At 57.5% G+C, this 18,636-nt stretch carries 18 protein-coding genes and 1 pseudogene; 11 read left to right on the top strand and 8 right to left on the bottom strand.

The genetic code is table 11. The features are described from left to right. The 3 genes and pseudogenes from CH74_RS18785 to CH74_RS10165 form a co-directional block, all read left to right on the top strand. Window positions 1-336, top strand: a pseudogene (locus CH74_RS18785) (NAD(P)H-quinone oxidoreductase); the annotation flags it as partial. Continuing rightward, window positions 336-839 carry a DUF2069 domain-containing protein gene (locus CH74_RS10170; protein WP_082140378.1) on the top strand — a complete coding sequence of 168 codons (504 nt, stop codon included), beginning with the start codon at window positions 336-338 and terminating at the stop codon, window positions 837-839. The pseudogene CH74_RS18785 and the gene CH74_RS10170, both read left to right, overlap by 1 nt. 25 nt (window positions 840-864) lie before the next feature. Then, the gene (locus CH74_RS10165; protein ID WP_053070711.1) at window positions 865-1,326 is read left to right on the top strand and encodes a cytochrome c; all 462 of its coding nucleotides are present in this window, start codon (window positions 865-867) and stop codon (window positions 1,324-1,326) included. A gap of 116 nt (window positions 1,327-1,442) precedes the next feature. On the opposite strand, the gene CH74_RS10160 is transcribed toward CH74_RS10165, so the two are convergent. After that, the gene (locus CH74_RS10160) at window positions 1,443-2,111 is read right to left on the bottom strand and encodes a cytochrome b/b6 domain-containing protein (protein ID WP_048307341.1); all 669 of its coding nucleotides are present in this window, start codon (window positions 2,109-2,111) and stop codon (window positions 1,443-1,445) included. A 133-nt stretch (window positions 2,112-2,244) separates the two neighbouring features. Between CH74_RS10160 and CH74_RS10155 the strand changes: the two genes are divergently transcribed. From CH74_RS10155 to pdxH, 3 genes are all read left to right on the top strand, one after another. Next, entirely contained in the window at window positions 2,245-2,946 is a 702-nt protein-coding gene (locus CH74_RS10155) for an AzlC family ABC transporter permease (protein WP_253273032.1), read from the top strand. Beyond that, window positions 2,946-3,284 (top strand): branched-chain amino acid transporter permease, encoded by a 339-nt coding sequence (locus CH74_RS10150; protein ID WP_048307340.1) that lies wholly within the window; start codon window positions 2,946-2,948, stop codon window positions 3,282-3,284. The genes CH74_RS10155 and CH74_RS10150 overlap by 1 nt, the downstream gene beginning before the upstream one ends. A gap of 84 nt (window positions 3,285-3,368) precedes the next feature. Next, window positions 3,369-4,010, top strand: coding sequence for a pyridoxamine 5'-phosphate oxidase (gene pdxH, locus CH74_RS10145; protein ID WP_048307339.1), 642 nt, complete (start codon window positions 3,369-3,371; stop codon window positions 4,008-4,010). 86 nt (window positions 4,011-4,096) lie between these two features. Here the strand turns inward: pdxH and CH74_RS10140 are convergent, their stop codons facing one another. The 4 genes from CH74_RS10140 to CH74_RS10125 form a co-directional block, all read right to left on the bottom strand. After that, complete coding sequence (locus tag CH74_RS10140; RefSeq protein WP_156181469.1) at window positions 4,097-4,906, bottom strand: glycine betaine ABC transporter substrate-binding protein; 810 nt, start codon at window positions 4,904-4,906, stop codon at window positions 4,097-4,099. A gap of 215 nt (window positions 4,907-5,121) precedes the next feature. After that, complete coding sequence (locus CH74_RS10135; RefSeq protein WP_048307338.1) at window positions 5,122-5,964, bottom strand: proline/glycine betaine ABC transporter permease; 843 nt, start codon at window positions 5,962-5,964, stop codon at window positions 5,122-5,124. Further along, window positions 5,964-7,166 carry a glycine betaine/L-proline ABC transporter ATP-binding protein gene (locus CH74_RS10130; protein ID WP_048307337.1) on the bottom strand — a complete coding sequence of 401 codons (1,203 nt, stop codon included), beginning with the start codon at window positions 7,164-7,166 and terminating at the stop codon, window positions 5,964-5,966. The genes CH74_RS10135 and CH74_RS10130 overlap by 1 nt, the downstream gene beginning before the upstream one ends. A 228-nt stretch (window positions 7,167-7,394) precedes the next feature. Then, window positions 7,395-10,157 (bottom strand): bifunctional acetate--CoA ligase family protein/GNAT family N-acetyltransferase, encoded by a 2,763-nt coding sequence (locus CH74_RS10125; RefSeq protein ID WP_048307349.1) that lies wholly within the window; start codon window positions 10,155-10,157, stop codon window positions 7,395-7,397. A gap of 89 nt (window positions 10,158-10,246) precedes the next feature. Here CH74_RS10125 and CH74_RS10120 point away from each other — a divergent pair, with 89 nt between their 5' ends. After that, complete coding sequence (locus CH74_RS10120) at window positions 10,247-11,233, top strand: histone deacetylase family protein (protein WP_048307336.1); 987 nt, start codon at window positions 10,247-10,249, stop codon at window positions 11,231-11,233. A gap of 98 nt (window positions 11,234-11,331) precedes the next feature. Beyond that, window positions 11,332-11,994 carry a helix-turn-helix domain-containing protein gene (locus tag CH74_RS10115; RefSeq protein ID WP_048307334.1) on the top strand — a complete coding sequence of 221 codons (663 nt, stop codon included), beginning with the start codon at window positions 11,332-11,334 and terminating at the stop codon, window positions 11,992-11,994. Window positions 11,995-12,036: 42 nt separating this feature from the next. On the opposite strand, the gene CH74_RS10110 is transcribed toward CH74_RS10115, so the two are convergent. The 3 genes from CH74_RS10110 to CH74_RS10100 form a co-directional block, all read right to left on the bottom strand. Beyond that, window positions 12,037-13,473: an APC family permease gene (locus CH74_RS10110; RefSeq protein WP_048307333.1), complete on the bottom strand. Its 1,437-nt coding sequence runs from the start codon at window positions 13,471-13,473 to the stop codon at window positions 12,037-12,039. Window positions 13,474-13,603: 130 nt separating this feature from the next. Continuing rightward, the gene (locus CH74_RS10105; RefSeq protein WP_048307331.1) at window positions 13,604-14,533 is read right to left on the bottom strand and encodes a helix-turn-helix transcriptional regulator; all 930 of its coding nucleotides are present in this window, start codon (window positions 14,531-14,533) and stop codon (window positions 13,604-13,606) included. After that, entirely contained in the window at window positions 14,530-15,465 is a 936-nt protein-coding gene (locus CH74_RS10100; RefSeq protein ID WP_048307330.1) for a formate dehydrogenase accessory sulfurtransferase FdhD, read from the bottom strand. Before CH74_RS10100 ends, CH74_RS10105 begins: the two co-directional genes overlap by 4 nt. A 120-nt stretch (window positions 15,466-15,585) precedes the next feature. Between CH74_RS10100 and CH74_RS10095 the strand changes: the two genes are divergently transcribed. The 3 genes from CH74_RS10095 to CH74_RS10085 all read left to right on the top strand — a co-directional run bounded on the left by CH74_RS10095 (window position 15,586) and on the right by CH74_RS10085 (window position 18,635). Then, entirely contained in the window at window positions 15,586-16,014 is a 429-nt protein-coding gene (locus CH74_RS10095; protein ID WP_048307329.1) for a DUF3305 domain-containing protein, read from the top strand. Then, a complete protein-coding gene (locus CH74_RS10090; protein WP_053070710.1) occupies window positions 16,011-16,727 on the top strand; it encodes a DUF3306 domain-containing protein in 717 nt (238 codons plus the stop codon). The genes CH74_RS10095 and CH74_RS10090 overlap by 4 nt, the downstream gene beginning before the upstream one ends. Window positions 16,728-16,922: 195 nt before the next feature. Continuing rightward, window positions 16,923-18,635: a 4Fe-4S binding protein gene (locus CH74_RS10085; RefSeq protein ID WP_048307328.1), complete on the top strand. Its 1,713-nt coding sequence runs from the start codon at window positions 16,923-16,925 to the stop codon at window positions 18,633-18,635. Window position 18,636 lies beyond the last annotated feature (1 nt).

Here is an 18,636-nt window from a genome sequence, read left to right as displayed (position 1 = left end):
GATTGCACCAGCGAGCTCTGGATCAATGGCGCCCTGATCGATAAACCGGCAACCGCTTTCACCTCTACCGCCAGCCTGCATGGGGGCCAGGAAGCTACGCTACTGACCATGCTCGTTCCCTTGCTGCATCAGGGGATGGTCTATGCGGGCGTGCCCTACAGCGAGAGCGGTTTGCTCGAGACGACCAGTGGCGGCACGCCCTACGGTGCCAGTCACGTCGCTGGCGGTAGTAGCGATCGCAGCGTCGATGACACGGAACGCACCCTCGCCCGGGCTCAAGGCAAACGTATTGCCCGGCTCGCCCTGGCGCTACGCACATTGCGCGAGGAAAAATAATGCGGGCTGCCTTGGAGGGTTTCGAAGCGAAGCATGGTATTGCACCACTGACTCAGCGCACCCGGAAGATCGTTCTAGGTAGCTACGTCGCCTTGATCGTCCTTCTGCTGATAGGCGGCTGGCAGCTTCAGACTCAAAGCAGCAACGGTATTTTGCCGGTACTGGTGCGGGTACTGCCCTTGATTCTCTTTTTACCCACACTTTATACCCGCCGCCCTCGCGGTCATGCCTGGCTGGCGTTCGTGAGCCTTCTATATTTCATGCAGGGGGTCATGTTGGCTACGTTACCCGGTAAAACCTGGCTCGGCTTGCTGGAAGTCGTGGCCAGTTTGACCTTGTTCGTTTCGAGCATGCTTTATGCACGCTGGCGGAGCGTCAATTGCAGGAACAAGCGCCACCTCGTCTTTAAGATTATTCTGTTACTGCTATTCTCAAGGTGTCCGATGATTGCAACGAGCAAGTCAAAACCTCGAATCGATTGCTATCGAGGATCTATAAAATGATGAGGAGAGACCAATGAGAGTCTTGATGAGTCTTGGGATTGCTGCTTCCTTGGTGATGGCATCCACCGCAACACAAGCAGCGGACGAGAAAGAGATCAAAGAAGCCATTGAATATCGTCAGTCCGCATTCAGCGTAATGGGCTGGAACTTTGGCCCGTTGGGAGCTATGGCCAAGGGCGACATGGAGTACGATGCCGAAGAAGCGGCCATGCGGGCCGAGCGGGTTGCGCTGTTGGCCAAGATGCCTTGGGAAGGCTTCATTGAAGGCTCCTTGCGTGGTGACGGACATGGCGCCGACACCGATGCACTCGCCAAGATTGCCGATAATCGTGACGACTTCGAGTCTCTGCAGACGGAAATGGAAGACGCAACCGCCAAGCTGGCAGAAGTGGCTCAGCAAGACGATTATGCGGCGCTTCGTCAGCAGGTAGCGGCGACCGGGAAGACCTGCAAGAACTGCCACGACGAGTATCGTGCTGATGATTGATTGGTAATAAAACCTTAGAGCTCGTCGATGATTATGACGAACGAAGCCCGCCATAGGCGGGCTTGCATAGGGTTACTGGGAGCTGTCGAGAGTTATCGAGTGCAGCCGAATCGAGCTTAGCTAGTCCAGAGCCACGTCACCAACGCCGCTGCCAGCACAAGCATTACTGCAGCGCGCCATTGCACCGCGTTGGAGCCCGGGCCGTCTACAGGCTCTGAGATCAGATGCTTGCGGCCGGTGAACATGGCCCCCACTAGCTTTTCCCCCTTGATTCGATGCACCACCACCGCGACGATATGCAAACCAATCAACCCCAGCAAAAAATTGCCATTGTAGTGATGCAGGGTCGTCAGAAGCTTGGTGGTTGCGTCACTCACGCTGCCATACAGGGGCGCCTCGAATAGAATATCGTCATGTAAAAACAGCCCACTTCCTGCTTGCAAGGTCAACGACAGCATCATGATCATGACCGTCCAGCCGCCCAAGGGATTATGGCCGGCGTAGCTTGGGGCCCGATTGCGCAGGAACAGCCAGAGATAGCGCCAGGATTCGAGTGGCGAGCGCAAAAAGTTCAGAAACCGCGCGTGACGACTCCCAAAAAGCCCCCACAACCAGCGAAATAGTAAAAGTCCCAACACCGTGTAGCCTGCCCGGGCATGCCAATCGACAGGAAACATCAGCGGATAGCCCTCTGTCTTCATGGTGTAAAACGATACGATCAGCGCCAGGACCAATACCCAGTGAAAAATCCGCACCCAAACATCCCACACCCAGATCCTTTGCATGCTTCACCCGATTTGTGAATGCTAATATGCAGCGACGCCCGAACGCAGAATAAAGACTCGTCCAGGCTTTTTGTGCGCTCTTCATCTTGAATAGCTACCTTAGGACAATCCTCTACAGCAAGGAAGGGATTCATTGTCGCCCATCGCCAAGTGGCGTTATGCCAGTCTACAAACCCTGCCCGTCATGTTTGGCTATCTACCTCTCGGGGCCGCTTTTGGCATTCTGTTCATGCAGCTTGGTCATCCCTGGTGGATGGCGCTGGTCATGTCGCTTTTCATTTATGCCGGTGCCGGTCAATTCATGGCTGTTACCCTTCTGGCCAATCATGCAGGACTGCTCGAAGTCGCGGTTGCGACCTTCATGCTCAACTCCCGGCATCTTTTCTATGGCTTGTCACTGCTCAAACGCTTCAAAGGAGCGGGATGGCGCAAGCCCTACCTGATCTTTGCCCTGACGGATGAGACCTATTCATTGCTGACCAATCAAGGTCAGCAAGAACAGGGGCCAGAAGATCATGCCAATGCCTGGCGAATCAGTCTGTTGAATCAACTGTGGTGGGTACTGGGAACGCTGGCAGGGGCCATGGCCGGCGCCCTGCTCGATTTTGATAGTCGCGGTATCGAATTCGCGCTGACCGCGCTTTTCATCGTTCTCACTCTGGAACAGGCAAGCCGGCTGCGCCAGGCCCTACCTTTCGTGATTGCACTTTTTACCGGGTTAGGCGCTTTGATACTGCTACCGGAACAGAATCTGCTGCTGGGTGCCATTGGAGCTGCCAGCCTGATACTCCTGGTGCACTACCGCTGGGCCCAGCGAAGCAGAGGATCATACTGATGGAAACCACGACACTGCTCATTTTCATTGCCGTCAGCGCTCTGGCCACTTTCGCCACTCGGGTGCTGCCGTTCGTCGCTTTGTCCCGGCACGCGGATCATCCTTTGATCCTGCACCTGGGGCGCTATCTCCCGCCGGCGGTGATGATGATACTGGTCATCTATGCCTTGCGGGATTTTTGTCCTCTCGCCGAAGGGCATCTGAACATGATGCCCAATGGCTTACCGGTCATCATCGCCTCGCTCGCGGTGGTCGCCTTGCACCTGTGGCGACGCAACGCCTTGTTGTCGATTGTCGCGGGAACCGGACTTTATATGCTGATGGTCCAATTAGGCTGATATGCTCTAGGAAGAAGCCAATGACCGGGAACTTGGGCCCATTACCGTTTATGACAACGATCAAGAAAACATTAGGAGAACGCCATGACCCATGACATCGCCGATGTTCGGCGCAACTACAGTGGAAGTAGCCTTGATACCGCAACCACCCCAGACAGCCCCATGCCACTTTTCCAAGAGTGGCTGGATGAGGCGTTGACGCAGGAAACCGATGACGCCAATGCCATGACCCTGGCAACGGTTGACGGTCAGGGCCTTCCCCACGCCCGTATCGTGCTGCTAAAAGGCTTCGATGAGCGTGGGTTCGTCTTCTACACCAATTATCAAAGCCATAAAGGGAGTGAATTGGCCAATGTGCCTCAGGCGGCCATCGTGTTCTGGTGGCCTACGGTTCAGCGCCAAGTGCGCATCGAGGGGCATGTACATCAAGTCGATGCCCTGGAATCCGATCGCTATTTCGAAAGCCGCCCCCGCAACAGTCAGTTGGGCGCCTGGACGGCGCTACAGAGCGTGGAAATACCGGACCGGGAGTGGCTTGAAGAGCGCAGCCAGCGCTTCGAAAAGGTGTATGAAGGTCAATCCGTGACGCGGCCTCGCCACTGGGGCGGTTATCGCGTCGTACCCGAGATGATCGAATTCTGGCAAGGTCAGCCGGATAGATTGCACGACCGGGTGCGCTATCGTCTTTACGATCAAGGATGGTTCAAGGCTCGACTGGCCCCCTGAGGCTTTTCCAAGTCATACTAAAGACTCTAACGACGAACGCCCAACTAGGTTGCGTTCGTTGTTAATGAAACATGGAAATTCCTGGCTTATGCCGCATCGCCCAGCCATTCATCGACCATGTCTTGATGGTCCTCTACCCACTTCTTGGCATTCTCGTAGGGGTCGCTGTCCTCTTCCTGGTTCATCATCATGACCTCGCCCATGTCCTCGGCGGTCCATTCGAAGTTATCCAGGATCTGGTAGGCCTCGGGCATGTCTTCCTTTAGGCCCTGGCGCACGATGGTATGGATCTGCTCGGCACCACCATAGACGTTCTTGGGATCGTCCAGATACTTGAGATCCCAGCGGGCGAACATCCAGTGAGGGGTCCAGCCGGTGACCACGATGTTCTCTTCATTCTGGATGGCGGCCTTCAAGGCAGCGGTCATGGTGGCACCACTGCCAGTGCGCAGGCGAAGATCGCGGTCCAGGCCGTACTCATCAAGTACATCTTCGGTAAGCCCCATGATGCCGGCACCAGGGTCGATGCCGATGATCTCGCCATCGATGCTATCCGCCTTGTCACCGAGCTGATCGATGGAGTCGATATCGGTATAACTAGGAACAACCAGGCCGAGCTTGGTGCCATCCAGATTGACGCCGGTATCGACGACCTTGTCCTTGGTTTGAGCGTAATAGTCCTTGTGGGTCGTCGGTAGCCATCCCGCCAGGGTGGCATCCGCATCGCCATAGGCGATGGCCTGCCACATGGAGGCACCAGACAAGGAAGACATCTCGACGTCGTACCCTGCCTGCTCCAGCACTGCGCGCATAACATTGGTGGATGCAACCGTCGAGGACCATTCGACATAGGCCAGGGTCACAGTGCCCTTGTCCTGGGCATAGGCGCCGCTCATGGTTCCTAATCCGACTCCCAGCCCCAGGCTAGTGCCAGGGTGGTGGTGCGTAGCGTGCTTGACATGGTGGTGGTTGTTTTCATGATTTCCTCTTTTTCGTCTTTTGTGTTCGAGGGACAGCATCACCTTTCAATCTTTCTTCCTGCTGATACCTCTTGCTGCCAAGGCAGGCCGACGATATCGGCCAGCGTCCTGCTCTTTTCAATTCATCTTGTTTACTGTGTCTTCTTGGTCTTGCGGAACGCCTGGGTCAGGCGATCGAGCAGCATGGCCAGGATGACCACCGCAATTCCCGCCTCGAAGCCATCGCCCGGACGCAAACGCTGGATCGCCTTCCATACTTCATTACCCAGGCCGTCCGCGCCGATCATGGCGGCGATGACCACCATGGAGAGCGCCAGCATGATGGTCTGGTTGATACCGGCCATGATGGTCGGTAGCGACAGCGGTAGCTGCACCTTGAGCAGTTTTTGCCCCCGAGTGGAGCCAAATGCATCCGCCGCCTCGACCAGCTCCGTGGGTACCTGGCGAATCCCCAGAGTGGTGAAACGAATCGCCGGCGGCATGGAAAATATCACCGTGGCAAAGATGGCCGACACGGAGCCGATGCCGAAGAACGGAATGGCCGGAATCAGATAGACGAAGGCCGGCATGGTCTGCATGAAATCCAGCACCGGCATGATCACGCTATAGAACTTATCCGATAGCGCAGCGAAAACGCCCAAGGGCAGCGCAATCACCACCGCCACCAGGGTGGCAATCACAACCAGGGTCAGGGTTTCGATCATCGGGAACCATAGCCCCATGTTCCAGATCAACAAAAGACCCAATACCGCCCCGATTGCCAAGCGTATTCCCGCCAGGCGCCAGCACAGCAAGGCAATGATCGCCATCAAGGCCCATTCCGGTAGCCACATCAGTGCATCGTTGAGGGCGCTGATACCGGTCTGGGTGAAGCGGGAGATACCCCGGGTCACGCCGGAGAATTCCGTTGTCAAATAGTCGAGACCGGTTTCGATCCAGTCGCCAAGGGGTATGCGGGGAATATCGATTGCCATCAGTGTTCTCCTGCTTCAGCAAGTTGTGCCAGTACCGCGCCCTTGACTACGACGCCCAACAGACGCTGGTCGTCATCGACCACGGCAATTGGAAAGCTCCTTTCGCCGAACATGGCGAACAGGTTGTGCAGTGGCTCGTCCGGCCCGACCTTGGGAAAATCGTTGCCGACCAACCCTTCTATGCTTTGCTTTCCCTCCCGAGCAGCGCGATCGGCGACATCCGCCTCCAGAAGTCCCAGAAGCTTGCGCTGTCGATCAGTGACGTAGATGGAATCCAGACCGTTCTCGCTGAGCTTGTGAAGCACGGTACGCGGCCCATCGTCACTGCGCGCCACGGCACGAACCGGGCGCATGGCATGGCGAGCGGTGAGGATTCGCGACAAGTCAACGCCTTCGGTGAAGCGTGCCACGTAATCGTCCGCCGGGTGGGTCAGGATGTCTTCCGCGGTGCCGATCTGAACGATTTCTCCATCCTTCAACAAGATGATGCGATCGGCGAGTGCCAACGCCTCGTCAAGATCATGGGTGATGAAGATGGTGGTCTTCTTCATGCGATTCTGGAGTTCGAGCAGCTCTTGCTGCATGTCCTTACGGATCAATGGGTCCAGGGCCGAAAAGGCCTCGTCCATTAACAAGACCGTGGAATCGTTGGCCAATGCCCGGGCCAGGCCCACGCGCTGCTGCATGCCGCCGGAAAGCTGGCTGGGCATCGAGTCTTCCCACCCCTCGAGGCCAACCTGATGGAGCGCTTCTCGTGCTTTTTTGGCACGCTCTTGCTTGTCGAAGCCGCGAATCTCCAGACCAAACTCCGCGTTGGCCTGAACGGTGCGATGGGGAAACAGGGCAAAATGCTGGAAAACCATGGAAAAATGCCGGCGCCGGCACTCCAGCAACTCTTTTTCACTGAGTGTGGGAATGTTTTCATCGTCAATGACGATCTCGCCTTCCGTGGGTTCAATCAGACGATTAAGGCAACGAATCAGGGTGGATTTTCCCGACCCCGACAGCCCCATGATCACAAGAAGCTCCCCTTCCTTGACGTCGAAACTAATGTTGGACAGCCCAAGCGTTTGCCCGGTCTTCTCGAGGATTTCAGCGCGCTTTTTCCCCTTGTCGCGCAGCTCGAGGGCCTTTTTGGGATGGCTGCCGAAGACCTTGCTCAGTCCGCGCACCCGGATCTTGATATTTTCAGTGTCACTCATCGACTCATCCGTTCTGTGGTTATTTATATCGAATGACAAATAAAAGCAGCGCCAGGTATTGGAACATACAGCAACACCTGGCAATTCATAGCACCAAATGATGATTAACTCTGTTTTTCATAACCTGTAATTATAAAAGTCCGTATCATACGGAGACGCCTGGGCAGGATCAAATCAGCGTTTCCGTGCTCCAGACGCATTCGGTTTTTTCTGCAATCGATCCTGTATTTAAAGCTGCGCTTCAAGGCGGTGACGTTGCCAATCATTCTCGGGCTCGTTGAGACGCAGTACCGCATCCACCACCTGCTCCTCCATGTTGTAGTGTGAGGTGAACCCCAGATACTTCATCAGTCCCCGCATGGGGTGATTGTCCACCATGATCTTGCCAATCATTTCCAGCGTGCCAACGCTCTTGCAATAGCCGATCATCTTTTTCATCAGCACGCTGCCCAGGCCCACCCCCTGCATGTCATCCCGAATGATGACGGAAAACTCGGTGCGAATGTTATCCGGATCGTTCCACACCCGAACTACCCCAAGCATCTCCTTCTCACCGTTCTCCCTCGTATGCTCGGCAATGAATGCCATCTGTCGGTCGTAGTTGATCTGGGCCAATAGCGCCAGATCCCGCTTGGTCAGATCCGCCTTGTTATGAAAGTAGCGAAAGCGAATGCTCTCTTCAGAAAGCTGGGAATGAAACTCAGTGATCAGCGGGGCGTCCTCGCCTCGTACCGGACGAATCTCGACCCGCATGTCATTCTTGAGCGTCACCCATTCTCGCAGCTCTTCCGGGTAGGGCATGATGGCGTGTCGGGCCGGCTTGCCCAGATCCAAGGCAAAATCCACTGCGATCATGCCGTCCCGATTGAGCAACAGCGGATTGATCTCAAGCCCGCGCAGCTCGAGCAGATCCGAGGCCATCTGGGAAAGCTTGACCAGTAGCTGGCATAGTCGGTCGATATCTCGCTGCGGGTCCGGGGAATGATCGAGGATCAACTTGCCCGCATGGGTGTTGCCTACCAGATCGTTGGCCAGGGTCATGTTCAATGGTGGCAGCGCCACATGTCGATCCGCCATCACGTTGGTGCGATACCCCCCAATGCCGAACACGATGATGGGGCCGAACACCGGATCCCGGGTGATACCGGCGCTCAGTTGAATGGAGTGTTTGCCCCGCTGCATGGGCTGCAGACAATAGCTGTATATCCGGCTCCCGGGATATTGCGTCTGTATCTCCTCCTCGAGGCGCTCCACGCCTTCCGCCATCTCGTTGGCGCTGTTCAGATCCTGCAGTAGACCGGCAGAGGATTTACGCGGATGCTTGGCATAATGATAAGGCAGACAGCCCTGCTCATGGATCGCCTTGAGGCCTAGCGGTGCCTGCAACTCTTCAAAAGCCGCTGCCGCTTCTTCCGGGTTGGCTACATAGCGGCTGGGGGCGGTCGGGATACCGTAGGCTTGAAGCACTTCGCCGGTCTCCTGATGGCTCAAGCGATCGCGCCCCCGCGCCTTGGCTTCGGCGATCAATTTATGACAACGCTTACGAATGTCGGCAGTCGTGCCAAAAGCCAGGCTGGGCGGTGTCTCCTGCAGCAGGGTCTGCACCCGCTGATAGTCCACCATGTGGATGAACGCCTTGACCGCCTTCTCCGGGGAAATATAAGTCGGGATACCTGCCAAATGACACTCATGGCGCGCAGATAGGGCTTCTTCCATGCCCATCCAGCTGGTCAGCAGATTGCGTTTGAAGCGTTTGCGATTGATAACCACGGCCTGAGCGGTGGCCCTGGAGGGCGCCAGTCGGGTTGGCGCATGCACGACCAGCACCGCATCCACGTTGGCATCGCCGGCCACGATTTCCAGAGCACCGACGAACTTCTCCGGCGTCGCGTTGCCGCCCAGATCCACCGGATTGCTCCCCGGCAGGCTCATGTCGAAATCACTGTCCAATAGCGCCTGTCTTGTCTCGTCGGAAAACTGCGCCAGTTTACCCCCGGCGGTGATCAAACGATCAATGGCCAACAGTGCCGGCCCCAGCCCGTTGGCGACGATGGCCAGACGATCGCCGCGCAAGGGGCGCATCCGCGACAAGGTGCCAAGGGCATCGAACAATTCATCCGAGTTATCCACTCGCACCACCCCGGCTCGCGCCAAGGCGGCGTCGTACACGCTGTCGCGATTGACGACCCCTGGCGTAGCAGGCAGTCCCGAGAGATCCGATTCCGGCGTGCGCCCACTCTTGATCGCCAGGACCAGGCGATTGCGCGAGGCCTCCCGTAACGCCGTCATGAAGTGCTGGGCGTCGTTGATCCGCTCCAGATGCAGCAAAATGGCCTGGGCTGGCGAGTGCTGATTGATGTAATCGATCAGATCCGGAAGCATGACATCGACGCTGTCGCCCAAGGTCACCAGATGCGAGAAGCCGATGCCCTGGCCCGCGGCCCAGTCGATCATGGCATTGCCGAGCATGCCGGACTGGCCCAGGTAAGCGACCTTGCCGGTCTTGACCTGCTGGCTGGTATAGGTGGCATTGAGACGATGTCCGGGAACGATCAGCCCCATGCACTCCGGGCCCAGCACCCGAATGCCAGAGCGTCTGGCTGCGGCCAGCATACGCTCGCGGATCGATCCCTCCTTTCCGCCGCTACCCTCATCTAGAAATGAGCCTCCGGAAAGCACCATGACCGCCTTGACGCCAAGACGGCCCAGCTGCTCGATGGTCACCGGAACCGTCACCACCGGAGAGCAGACGATCGCCAGATCCGGCGCTTGAGGAAGATCCGACACTTTTCTCACGCAGGTAGTGCCAAAGACCGTTTCATAGCCCTTGGGATTGACCGTCCACAGGGTTCCACGGAACCCTCCCTCCTGCAGATTACGAATCACCAATCCACCCATGGAGTGATTCTTTTCGGAGGCACCGATCACAACCACAGAGCTCGGTTCGAAGAAATTACGCAGAAAACGGGTACCACGGTGATCTCCTGACAGAAAGACGATGCTTGTGTACGACTTAAGGACACTGTCGTGCAAGTCGCATTGCCGATTACTGTTGCATCATAACAGTGTGGAGAGCCGTCATGATTACATCCTTTATTACGCATCCTCATTGCGTTCTTCACAACATGGGGCCAGAACACCCGGAAAGCCCCAAACGCCTGGATGCGATACTCGCACGCATGGCCCTTGAGGGTATCCTGCAACAAACCATGCAGTCCGAAGCCAAGCCGGCAAGCGATGAACAGCTCATCCTGGTTCATCCCCAGCGCCATTTGCGCTCTCTGGATAAGTGCGTTCCCGAGCAGGGAGGGCTGACCAACCTCGACAACGACACCTTCATGAACCCGGAAAGCCTCAACGTTGCCCGTTTAGCGTCCGGTTCCGTGGTGCGCGGCATCGACCAGGTCTTTCGCCAGCAGGCAGATAACGTGTTCTGCGCCGTACGTCCCCCCGGGCATCACGCCGAGGCAACGGAAGCCATGGGCTTTTGTTTCTACAACAATGTTGCCGTGGGCGCCGCTCACGCCCGGGCAAAGTACGGTCTCAAACGCATTGCCATCCTGGATTTCGACGTGCATCAGTGCAATGGCACCATCGATATCTTTGCCAACGATCCGGACATTCTCATCTGCACCAGCTATCAGTATCCGTTCTACCCTTGGCGCTATCTGCGCCCGGAGGCGAGCAACGTGGTGTGTACCCCGCTGGATGCAGGCTGTGATAGCCGTACCTTCCGTCGCGTCATCGAGCGTGACTGGCTGCCGGCGCTGCAAGCCCATCGGCCGGAACTGATTCTGGTATCCGCTGGGTTCGACGCCCACCGGGAGGACCCGATGGCGGATGTCTGCCTGGAAGACGACGACTATTACTGGATTACCAATCTGGCCATGGATGTGGCCCGAGGCTATGCCAATCATCGCTTGGTATCGGTGCTTGAAGGCGGCTACAACCCCGAGGCGCTGGGCAGATGCGCCACGGCCCATGTCAAAGCACTGCTGGGTCTGCCCTACCATGAAAAGAATAGCGAGGATGCCTGTCGCTATGATTCACCCATGGCGAAGGAGTGAGTTCAAAAAAGCCTGAAGACCAGGAAGTCTCATCGAACGCCCAGGGCCAGGAGGTATGCTAGAATCCAGGAAACTTTGTTTCCTATAGTGAACCTGTCATGTCCGCCAGTACCGACCAGGAAGCCGCGCTGCGTATCGCTTCAGGCCGAAAACCCTTCGTCGAACCGTTGCGCCTGGGCGAGCGGCTGAAGGAAATTCGTCTGGCCAATCGGTGGACCCTGGACGGCGTCAGTCAACGTACCGGCCTGGCCCGCTCGACCCTGTCCAAGATCGAGAACAATCAGATTTCGCCGACGTTCACTGCCGTCCAGAAGCTCATCAATGGACTAGGCATCGACCTGCCGCAGCTGTTAAGCCCACCCAAGACCCAGACTCATACCCTGGGTCGGCGCGACTTGACCCGCTGCGGCGACGGCCAGCAGCACCCGACTCCGACCTATGAACACGAGCTACTGTCCTGTCAGCTGGCGCAGAAGCGCATGATCCCGTTCAAGACCATGGTGCGGGCGCGGGATTTCAAGGAGTTCAGCGAATGGGTTCGCCACGACGGCGAAGAGTTCTTGATCGTGTTGGACGGCTGTGCGCTGTTATACACCGAGTTCTACGAACCCTTGCGCTTGGAACAAGGCGACAGCCTCTACTTTGACAGCGACATGGGCCATGCGCTGATCTCGATCAGCGAGCAGGACGCCACGGTATTGTCGGTGTGTACGTCTTCCGACATTGCCATGGAAAACGCTGCTTCCCGGAACTGCTCATAAAAAGCCCTCGACAGCATTCGAGGGCTTGTTTGTCATGTAGGCTCAGCGACCTGCGTATGGGTCCTCCCCGGCCAGCTCCCGCTGCATCACCTTGGCGGCATAGTCCGAGCCATAGCGCGCTCGGGACCAGAAATACATGACGAGCCCAAGAATCATCCACGCACCGAACACGACCCATTCGACCGGCAGCAGCGCAGAGGGGCTGCCGGGCAGATACAGCATTACCATTCCCAAAGACAGAACGACGGCCAAGCCGCCGACCAGCTTGCCTTGAGACACCTTGAAAGGACGTTCAAGCTTCGGCTCCCGGTAGCGCAATACCACGAACGACAAGGCCACAAAGAAATAGGCAACGACGATACCAAGTCCGCCCGCATCCACCAGCCAGACCATGGTCGGACGACCGAAGAACGGCGCAATGCTTGAAAGGATCCCGATCATCAAGATGGCATTGGTGGGCGTGCGATAGCGCGGGTGCAGCTTGCCCAGAAAAGCCGGCAACATGCCCGCATGGGCCAAGGCAAAGATTGCCCTAGAGCCACCGATATAAAAGGCGTTCCAGCTGGTGATGATACCCGCGATGCCCGCCAGCACCATCAGGTTACCCGCCCAGGGCGCGGCGAATACCGCCTGCATGGCATCCGGCACCGCCAGGGTACTGTCGGCCAATGCCTGAGGATTAAGCATCAAGGACGTGCCCAGGATGATCAACGCATACCAGAACACTGCCAGAATGACCGAGGCCATGAGCACCCGGCCGATTTCACGAAAAGGCAGATTGATCTCTTCCGCGGCCTGGGGAATGACGTCGAAGCCGACGAACATGAATGGCACCATGATCAGAACCGTCATGATGCCACCAATAACGCCGTTCTCCACGTTGAACAGCGGCTCCATTGTGGCACTATCGCCGGTGAACAATGCACCGGTGATGAACATGACGCCCACCGCCAATATCAACAGCGTCACCACCTTCTGTACCAGTGCCGCAGTGCGGATACCGATATAGTTGATCACCATCATGGTAAGCGAACCAACCACGCCAACCGCTACCCAGCTGGCGGTCACGTCCCAGCCGGCAATGGTCCATAGATGTCCCACGGCATAGTTGGGGAATAGCTGCTCAACCACGGTAGGCAACGCAACGGCCTCGAAAGAGACTACGCTTACGTACCCCAGCACGATGGTCCAGGTACAGATGAACGAGGCAAAGTGCCCCAAGGCCCGATAGCTGTAGACATGCTCGCCGCCCACCTGGGGCATTGCGGAAGCCAACTCCGCGTAGGTCAGCCCCACTAGCACGATGGCGATACCGCCAAACACGAAAGCCGTGATCGCGCCCAGGCTTCCCGCGGACTGTATCCAGCTGCCGGTCAGCACGATCCAGCCCCAACCGATCATGGCGCCGAAGGCAAGCGCCAGCACGTCCTTACGCGCCAGCACTCGTGCCAGCTTGTTCTCCCCAGTTGAATCCGTCATTGGCAGCCACCTCACGTCTATTGATGTTGTAGGCTTATCAGGTGTATTCGTTTTATATATTCAACGATGGGGCAACGCTAATGGGGCGACTTCGTTAATACAAGTGTTTTCTGGTCGCTTTCAACCAAAGTCAATCATGCTGCACCGCATCTCCTCTCCACAGCAACTTGCCACATTCTTCCAAGGAGTAGCCGCCCAAAGATTGGGCCAGCGCAAGCCCTGGCGCACTGTTCAGATAATCGAACAATTGGCGCAGCAAGGCACGAAAATAGACGTTGCGTGGTGTGACGAGATCAAAGGCCTCTTCGCTCACCGGAATGAATCCCAGACCGAACTCGTTGGCCGCGGACAGGGTGCCCGGGCCGATGTCCGCTTCGTTACGGGCAATCAACGAGGCAACCTCTCTTTCACTATAGGCGATGGCGTTGCAGTTGAGCTGCTCGAGGCGTAATTGCTGACCGGCCAGCCACTCCTTCAGAAAGCGCTGAGAGCCTGCTCCCTCCTGACGCATTACCCAGCGCCGACTGGCACCGGAAAGCCCACGTGAAAGCTCTCGAGGATGCAGGGACAAATGCCGATCCTCGCTGCGAATGATCAGCCCCTGGCTGCGTCGAAACAATCGGACCAGAACCCAGTGACGATAGCCCTGATGCCCCCGAATAAGCGCCGGATGACGCAGCTCGCTTTCCTCGGCGCGCCCCCAGTGAATGGCACAGACGTCCGCCCTGCCCTGGGACAAGAGCTCCAGGCCCAGCTGGGTGCCGGTCACGCTATGACCATAGAACGCCTGGCCGCGCTGCTGCTGGTTGAGGCGCATGACCATGGCGGCCAGCAATGGATCGTCGCTGCCGGTGATCATCAGGCGATCCGTGAGCACGCCGTGATGACAGGATTCGAGAATCCAGTGCTCCACCAGCCGACGGGGGAAAAGCCACTTCCCCGTGATCTTGGTGGCCGGCAAGGCGCCGTCGCTGGCTAGTTGATAGATCTTCTTTTCGTTCAGATGCAAAAGCTCTGCCACCTGATGAACGTTGAGAAAGGGATTGTCCGCCTCGCTCACTGGGTTCTCTCCTGCGCAGACCGGTCGTGGGGCGTCTGAGAGGACGACGAAGAAGCGGATTGGGTAGCCCCTTCATGACTCTTTCGTTTGAGGGATCGCCGAGGCGGCGGGCTGTCCAGAATCAGCCGATCGGCATCATGAATGGCCTGAAAATGCTTGCCCTTGGCTCGGGCAATCAGCAGCACCCCGAAGCGCTGAGCCAGCTCGACGCCCTTTTGAGTCACCCCGGAGCGAGATACCAGCACGCTGATGCCCATCTGCGCCACCTTGAGTACCATCTCAGAGGTCAAGCGCCCGGTGGTGTAGAAGATATCCGCCCCGTCGGTGGCCGCCATCGTCGTCTCGTCTGCCTGCAGCCATTGCCGACCGGCCAGGGTATCCACCGCATTGTGGCGGCCCACATCCTCGACGAAATCCAGCACCTGATCCTGATGACACAAGGCACAGCCATGAACGGCACCGGCGCTGCGATAGGTTTCGTTGTAGGCGCCCAGATTGTCGAGCAGGCGATAGAGCACGGATTGCGCCAGCCGGGTTTCGGGCAGAGGTTTGAGAGAAGTGGCATCAAGCAGACGTCCGAACACGGTGCCCTGGCCACAGCCGGTGGTTACGGTACGCTGGGCCAGGCGCGCTTCGAGATCCTCGGGCTGATGCCCGGTGACGACCGCCGCGGCTTCCACTTCCCAATCGACCTGTACCGCCTGAAGATCTTCCCGGCGGGCAATCAGCCCTTGATTGCGCAGATAGCCGATGACCAACGCCTCGGGTTCGGCGCCTAGGGTCATCAAGGTGACGATCTCGCGACGATTGAGATACACCGTCAGCGCTCGCTCCGCGGCGATGGCCTGTTGCCGGGTCTCGCCATATTCATCGATGACGGAAATTTCCACGGTAGTCGGCAGGCGGGCCTGACTTACGCTAATTGAGCTCATGACAAGCATTCTCCTGGGCGACGAAGCGATCCGGCCACTATATCGGTTACAATCCCATTCGGACCAGTCAGGCTTTGTACGCCCGTTCGCGTCAGCCGTTCTCGTCAGGAGCCCCTTGTCATGACCAGCAGTAGCCTACGCACCCTGAGTCTCGAGCTTGAAGCCGTTCAGCGCACGGTTAAAGGCTTCAGCATGATCCAATGGCATGTCGCCAGGCTAGAGCCCGGCAATCAGGGACCGGACGTGCTCGACCTGCAGCTTTATATGACCGAGCGTCTCGCCTACCGCCATAATCTGTCTTCCGCAAGACCGCGCCTGTTCGTGCGCTGCAGTGAAAACCAGAGCGAACACCAGGGGATTGCCAATGCCAGCGCCATCACCGCCAGTCAGGAAGTGGCCGCCGGCTGGATGGACGGTGATTGGCTGGTACTCGACACAACGATGCCACTGGCCATCCAGGTGTGGCTGGAGGCCTATCTGGCTCGTCACGGCGAAGCGCCGGAGGAAGGACGCAAGAAGAAGGGCCGTGCCCGGGAGGATCAAGCATGAGTCGGTTTGAGCGCTGGTCGAGGCGCAAGCGCGGGGCGGAAACTAGGGCGGAAAATGAAGATCAGCGCGAGCAGCAGGCCTTGCTTCCTACCCAGACACCGCTCAAGACATCAGATGAGCAAGAGCCGGTAAGCGCTGATTTGTCGCCAGCACTGGAAGAAGATCATGCCATAGCAAGCCTGCAGGAGCAGGAAGCGGATCAGCACCCAACAGACAGCTCTGCGAAGGAGCCAGAGAGTCCAGAGGAGAATATCGACGATCAGCTTCCTGATCCGGACACGCTTGCGCCAGAGAGCAATTTCAGCGCGTTTTTACAGACCGGCGTCAGTCCGGCACTCAAACGACGCGCACTGCGGCGCATGTTTACAGCCACAAGCTACAATGTCCGAGATGGCCTTGATGATTACGACCATGACTTCTCCAAAATGCGCAAACTCAGCAGTGAGACCTCGGCGCAGTTGAGAAACTGGATGCGCAAGCTAACGGAAGATGTTGATGAGCCAGAAAATGAAACCCTCGGTGAGAATTCATCGGTAGCCGCCGCCACGCCAGAAACACAAGAACAGGACGCAGGTGAAGATGGCTTAAGCAGTGAAGCGTCATCTTTTGATAACAAAAATCTTGCGGACTCCAACGATGAGGAAGAACAGGAGAGGATGCAGCATGGAGAAAGCGCCTCTGTCCCAGTACGACCCACGAACCGGCCAGTTTGACGCAATTTCGCACCTGACAGACGACTGGGCTACCGTCAGCTTCCCTTTTACGAGAGTTTGACTGCCTTCGCTCAGGTCCAAAGCCTGCTTATATTCTTGAAATCAAAGATTTCGGCAAGGGTCTCGATTAAATGACCCGCTAAAAACTATTAATCATTCGCCGATATCTTCCAGACCGTAACGACTTGAGGTGACATGGCGAACCATATTCCCGTTGCGTCGCTGGATCCGTCCCGCGATCGTGAAGCCAATGACGTGGCCCACCAGAAAGTGTCCTGGCCGGTCAATCTGGCTCCCAGCAGCGTAAACTATCAGAGTCACGGCCATTTGCTGATCGTCGGCAATGAGCGCGATGCGCGACTGGCCGCTCAGCGTTTGCAAAGTGGCGGCACGCTAGGCTCGATTTCCCTGTTGGTTACCGCGGCGACGCCGGTTGACGATACGGTGGATTCCGAGCTGGAACACGCCTATCGGGCCACTCAGGCATTGCCCTGCTATCAGACCCGTCATCTGCACTTGGACGGCTATCTCGGTGCGTTTCATGCACAAATCACCCTCAACGATGCCTCCACGATCAATCTTGCCCAGGCCTGCATTCAACGTGATCGCTTCGATCTGGTGCTGGATCTGGGCAGTACCGCGCAACTCGATCTGCAGCTGCCCCCACCGGGCTATCATGCCATTGGCGTCGAAAGCGCCGCCTATGAGGAAACCCTCGCCACCCTCGCCGGTAGCGTAGGAGAGTTCGAGAAGCCCAAGTATTTTCAGATCGATCACGCCATCTGCGCCCATGCCGGGCGCGGCCAAAGCGGCTGTACCCGTTGCCTGGACGTGTGCCCCGCAGATGCCATTAAAAGCGTCACCAGACGTATCGAATCCTGGATCGAGATCGACCCCTATCTTTGTCATGGCGCCGGCAGTTGCACCAGCGCCTGTCCCACCGGGGCCATACAGTACCTGCTGCCACAGCCGCAGCGTCAGCTTGATTTTGTTCATCGCCTGCTTGGCGCTTATCGACAAGCCGGCGGCGCAGCGCCGGTTGTGCGCTTTTGTGATCAAGCCTGGCTCGAAGGCGAGTCCACGACTGCCGCGCCCCATGTACTCGACGTACCTTTGGAGGAATTGGGCGCTGCCGGTCTCGAACATTGGCTGGCGGCACTGGCCGACGGCGCGGCAGAAGTGCGCATTCAGCACCATGCGGGACTTCCGCAGAGCTTGTCTCGACTCATCCACGATCAGCTCGATCAGGCACACGCGCTGCTTTCCGCGCTCGGCCATGATCCCCAGCGCATCCTCATCATCAATGAGACGCTTACCGCCCGGGACGCCCCGGCGCGTTTGAATTGCCTGATGGCCCGTGAAGAGCCCGATCTGGCGACCAACAAGCGCGATCGACTCAACGCGGTCATCGACCACTTGGGCAGCCACGGTCAGCCGAGCATCGGGCGCGAATCCGTTCCCGTTGGTGCGCCTTTCGGCACCATCAACGTGGACGAATCAGCCTGCACGCTCTGCATGGCCTGTGTTGCAGTGTGCCCAACGCCGGCGCTTAGAGGAGGCGACGATTACTCCCCGCAGCTTGGTTTTCGTGAAGCGGACTGCGTGCAGTGTGGTCTGTGCGACAATGCCTGCCCCGAGAATGCCATTACTCTGACACCCGGATTTCTGGGCGATCTCGAACTGCGTAATACCGCCCGGGTATGTAAAGAAGAGGACGCCTTCGCCTGTATCAGCTGCGGCAAGCCTTTTGCTACCTCGAGCACGATTGCCAACATCAAGGCCAAGCTGATCGATCATCCTTATTTTGCCGGCGATGCAATCCGGCGCCTGGAGATGTGTGAAGATTGCCGCGTCAAGGATGTATGGCGCGATCTAGCGCGCAATCCCGACGCCCAACTGAAGATATGAG

The organism is Halomonas sp. PR-M31, from assembly GCF_001039575.1.
In the GTDB taxonomy this organism is placed as follows: domain Bacteria; phylum Pseudomonadota; class Gammaproteobacteria; order Pseudomonadales; family Halomonadaceae; genus Modicisalibacter.
The sequence above is the reverse complement of the archived record's forward strand: the minus strand, read 5'-3'. Positions and strand labels throughout refer to the sequence as shown.

What these genes read in the sequence shown, in the direction of transcription:
- CH74_RS10170 (WP_082140378.1), top strand. Translation starts at nt 336, where the DNA reads ATGCGGGCTGCCTTGGAGGGTTTCGAAGCGAAGCATGGTATTGCACCA.
- CH74_RS10165 (WP_053070711.1), top strand. Translation starts at nt 865, where the DNA reads ATGAGTCTTGGGATTGCTGCTTCCTTGGTGATGGCATCCACCGCAACA.
- CH74_RS10160 (WP_048307341.1), bottom strand. Translation starts at nt 2,111, where the DNA reads ATGCAAAGGATCTGGGTGTGGGATGTTTGGGTGCGGATTTTTCACTGG.
- CH74_RS10150 (WP_048307340.1), top strand. Translation starts at nt 2,946, where the DNA reads ATGGAAACCACGACACTGCTCATTTTCATTGCCGTCAGCGCTCTGGCC.
- pdxH (WP_048307339.1), top strand. Translation starts at nt 3,369, where the DNA reads ATGACCCATGACATCGCCGATGTTCGGCGCAACTACAGTGGAAGTAGC.
- CH74_RS10140 (WP_156181469.1), bottom strand. Translation starts at nt 4,906, where the DNA reads ATGAGCGGCGCCTATGCCCAGGACAAGGGCACTGTGACCCTGGCCTAT.
- CH74_RS10135 (WP_048307338.1), bottom strand. Translation starts at nt 5,964, where the DNA reads ATGGCAATCGATATTCCCCGCATACCCCTTGGCGACTGGATCGAAACC.
- CH74_RS10130 (WP_048307337.1), bottom strand. Translation starts at nt 7,166, where the DNA reads ATGAGTGACACTGAAAATATCAAGATCCGGGTGCGCGGACTGAGCAAG.
- CH74_RS10120 (WP_048307336.1), top strand. Translation starts at nt 10,247, where the DNA reads ATGATTACATCCTTTATTACGCATCCTCATTGCGTTCTTCACAACATG.
- CH74_RS10115 (WP_048307334.1), top strand. Translation starts at nt 11,332, where the DNA reads ATGTCCGCCAGTACCGACCAGGAAGCCGCGCTGCGTATCGCTTCAGGC.
- CH74_RS10110 (WP_048307333.1), bottom strand. Translation starts at nt 13,473, where the DNA reads ATGACGGATTCAACTGGGGAGAACAAGCTGGCACGAGTGCTGGCGCGT.
- CH74_RS10100 (WP_048307330.1), bottom strand. Translation starts at nt 15,465, where the DNA reads ATGAGCTCAATTAGCGTAAGTCAGGCCCGCCTGCCGACTACCGTGGAA.
- CH74_RS10095 (WP_048307329.1), top strand. Translation starts at nt 15,586, where the DNA reads ATGACCAGCAGTAGCCTACGCACCCTGAGTCTCGAGCTTGAAGCCGTT.
- CH74_RS10090 (WP_053070710.1), top strand. Translation starts at nt 16,011, where the DNA reads ATGAGTCGGTTTGAGCGCTGGTCGAGGCGCAAGCGCGGGGCGGAAACT.
- CH74_RS10085 (WP_048307328.1), top strand. Translation starts at nt 16,923, where the DNA reads ATGGCGAACCATATTCCCGTTGCGTCGCTGGATCCGTCCCGCGATCGT.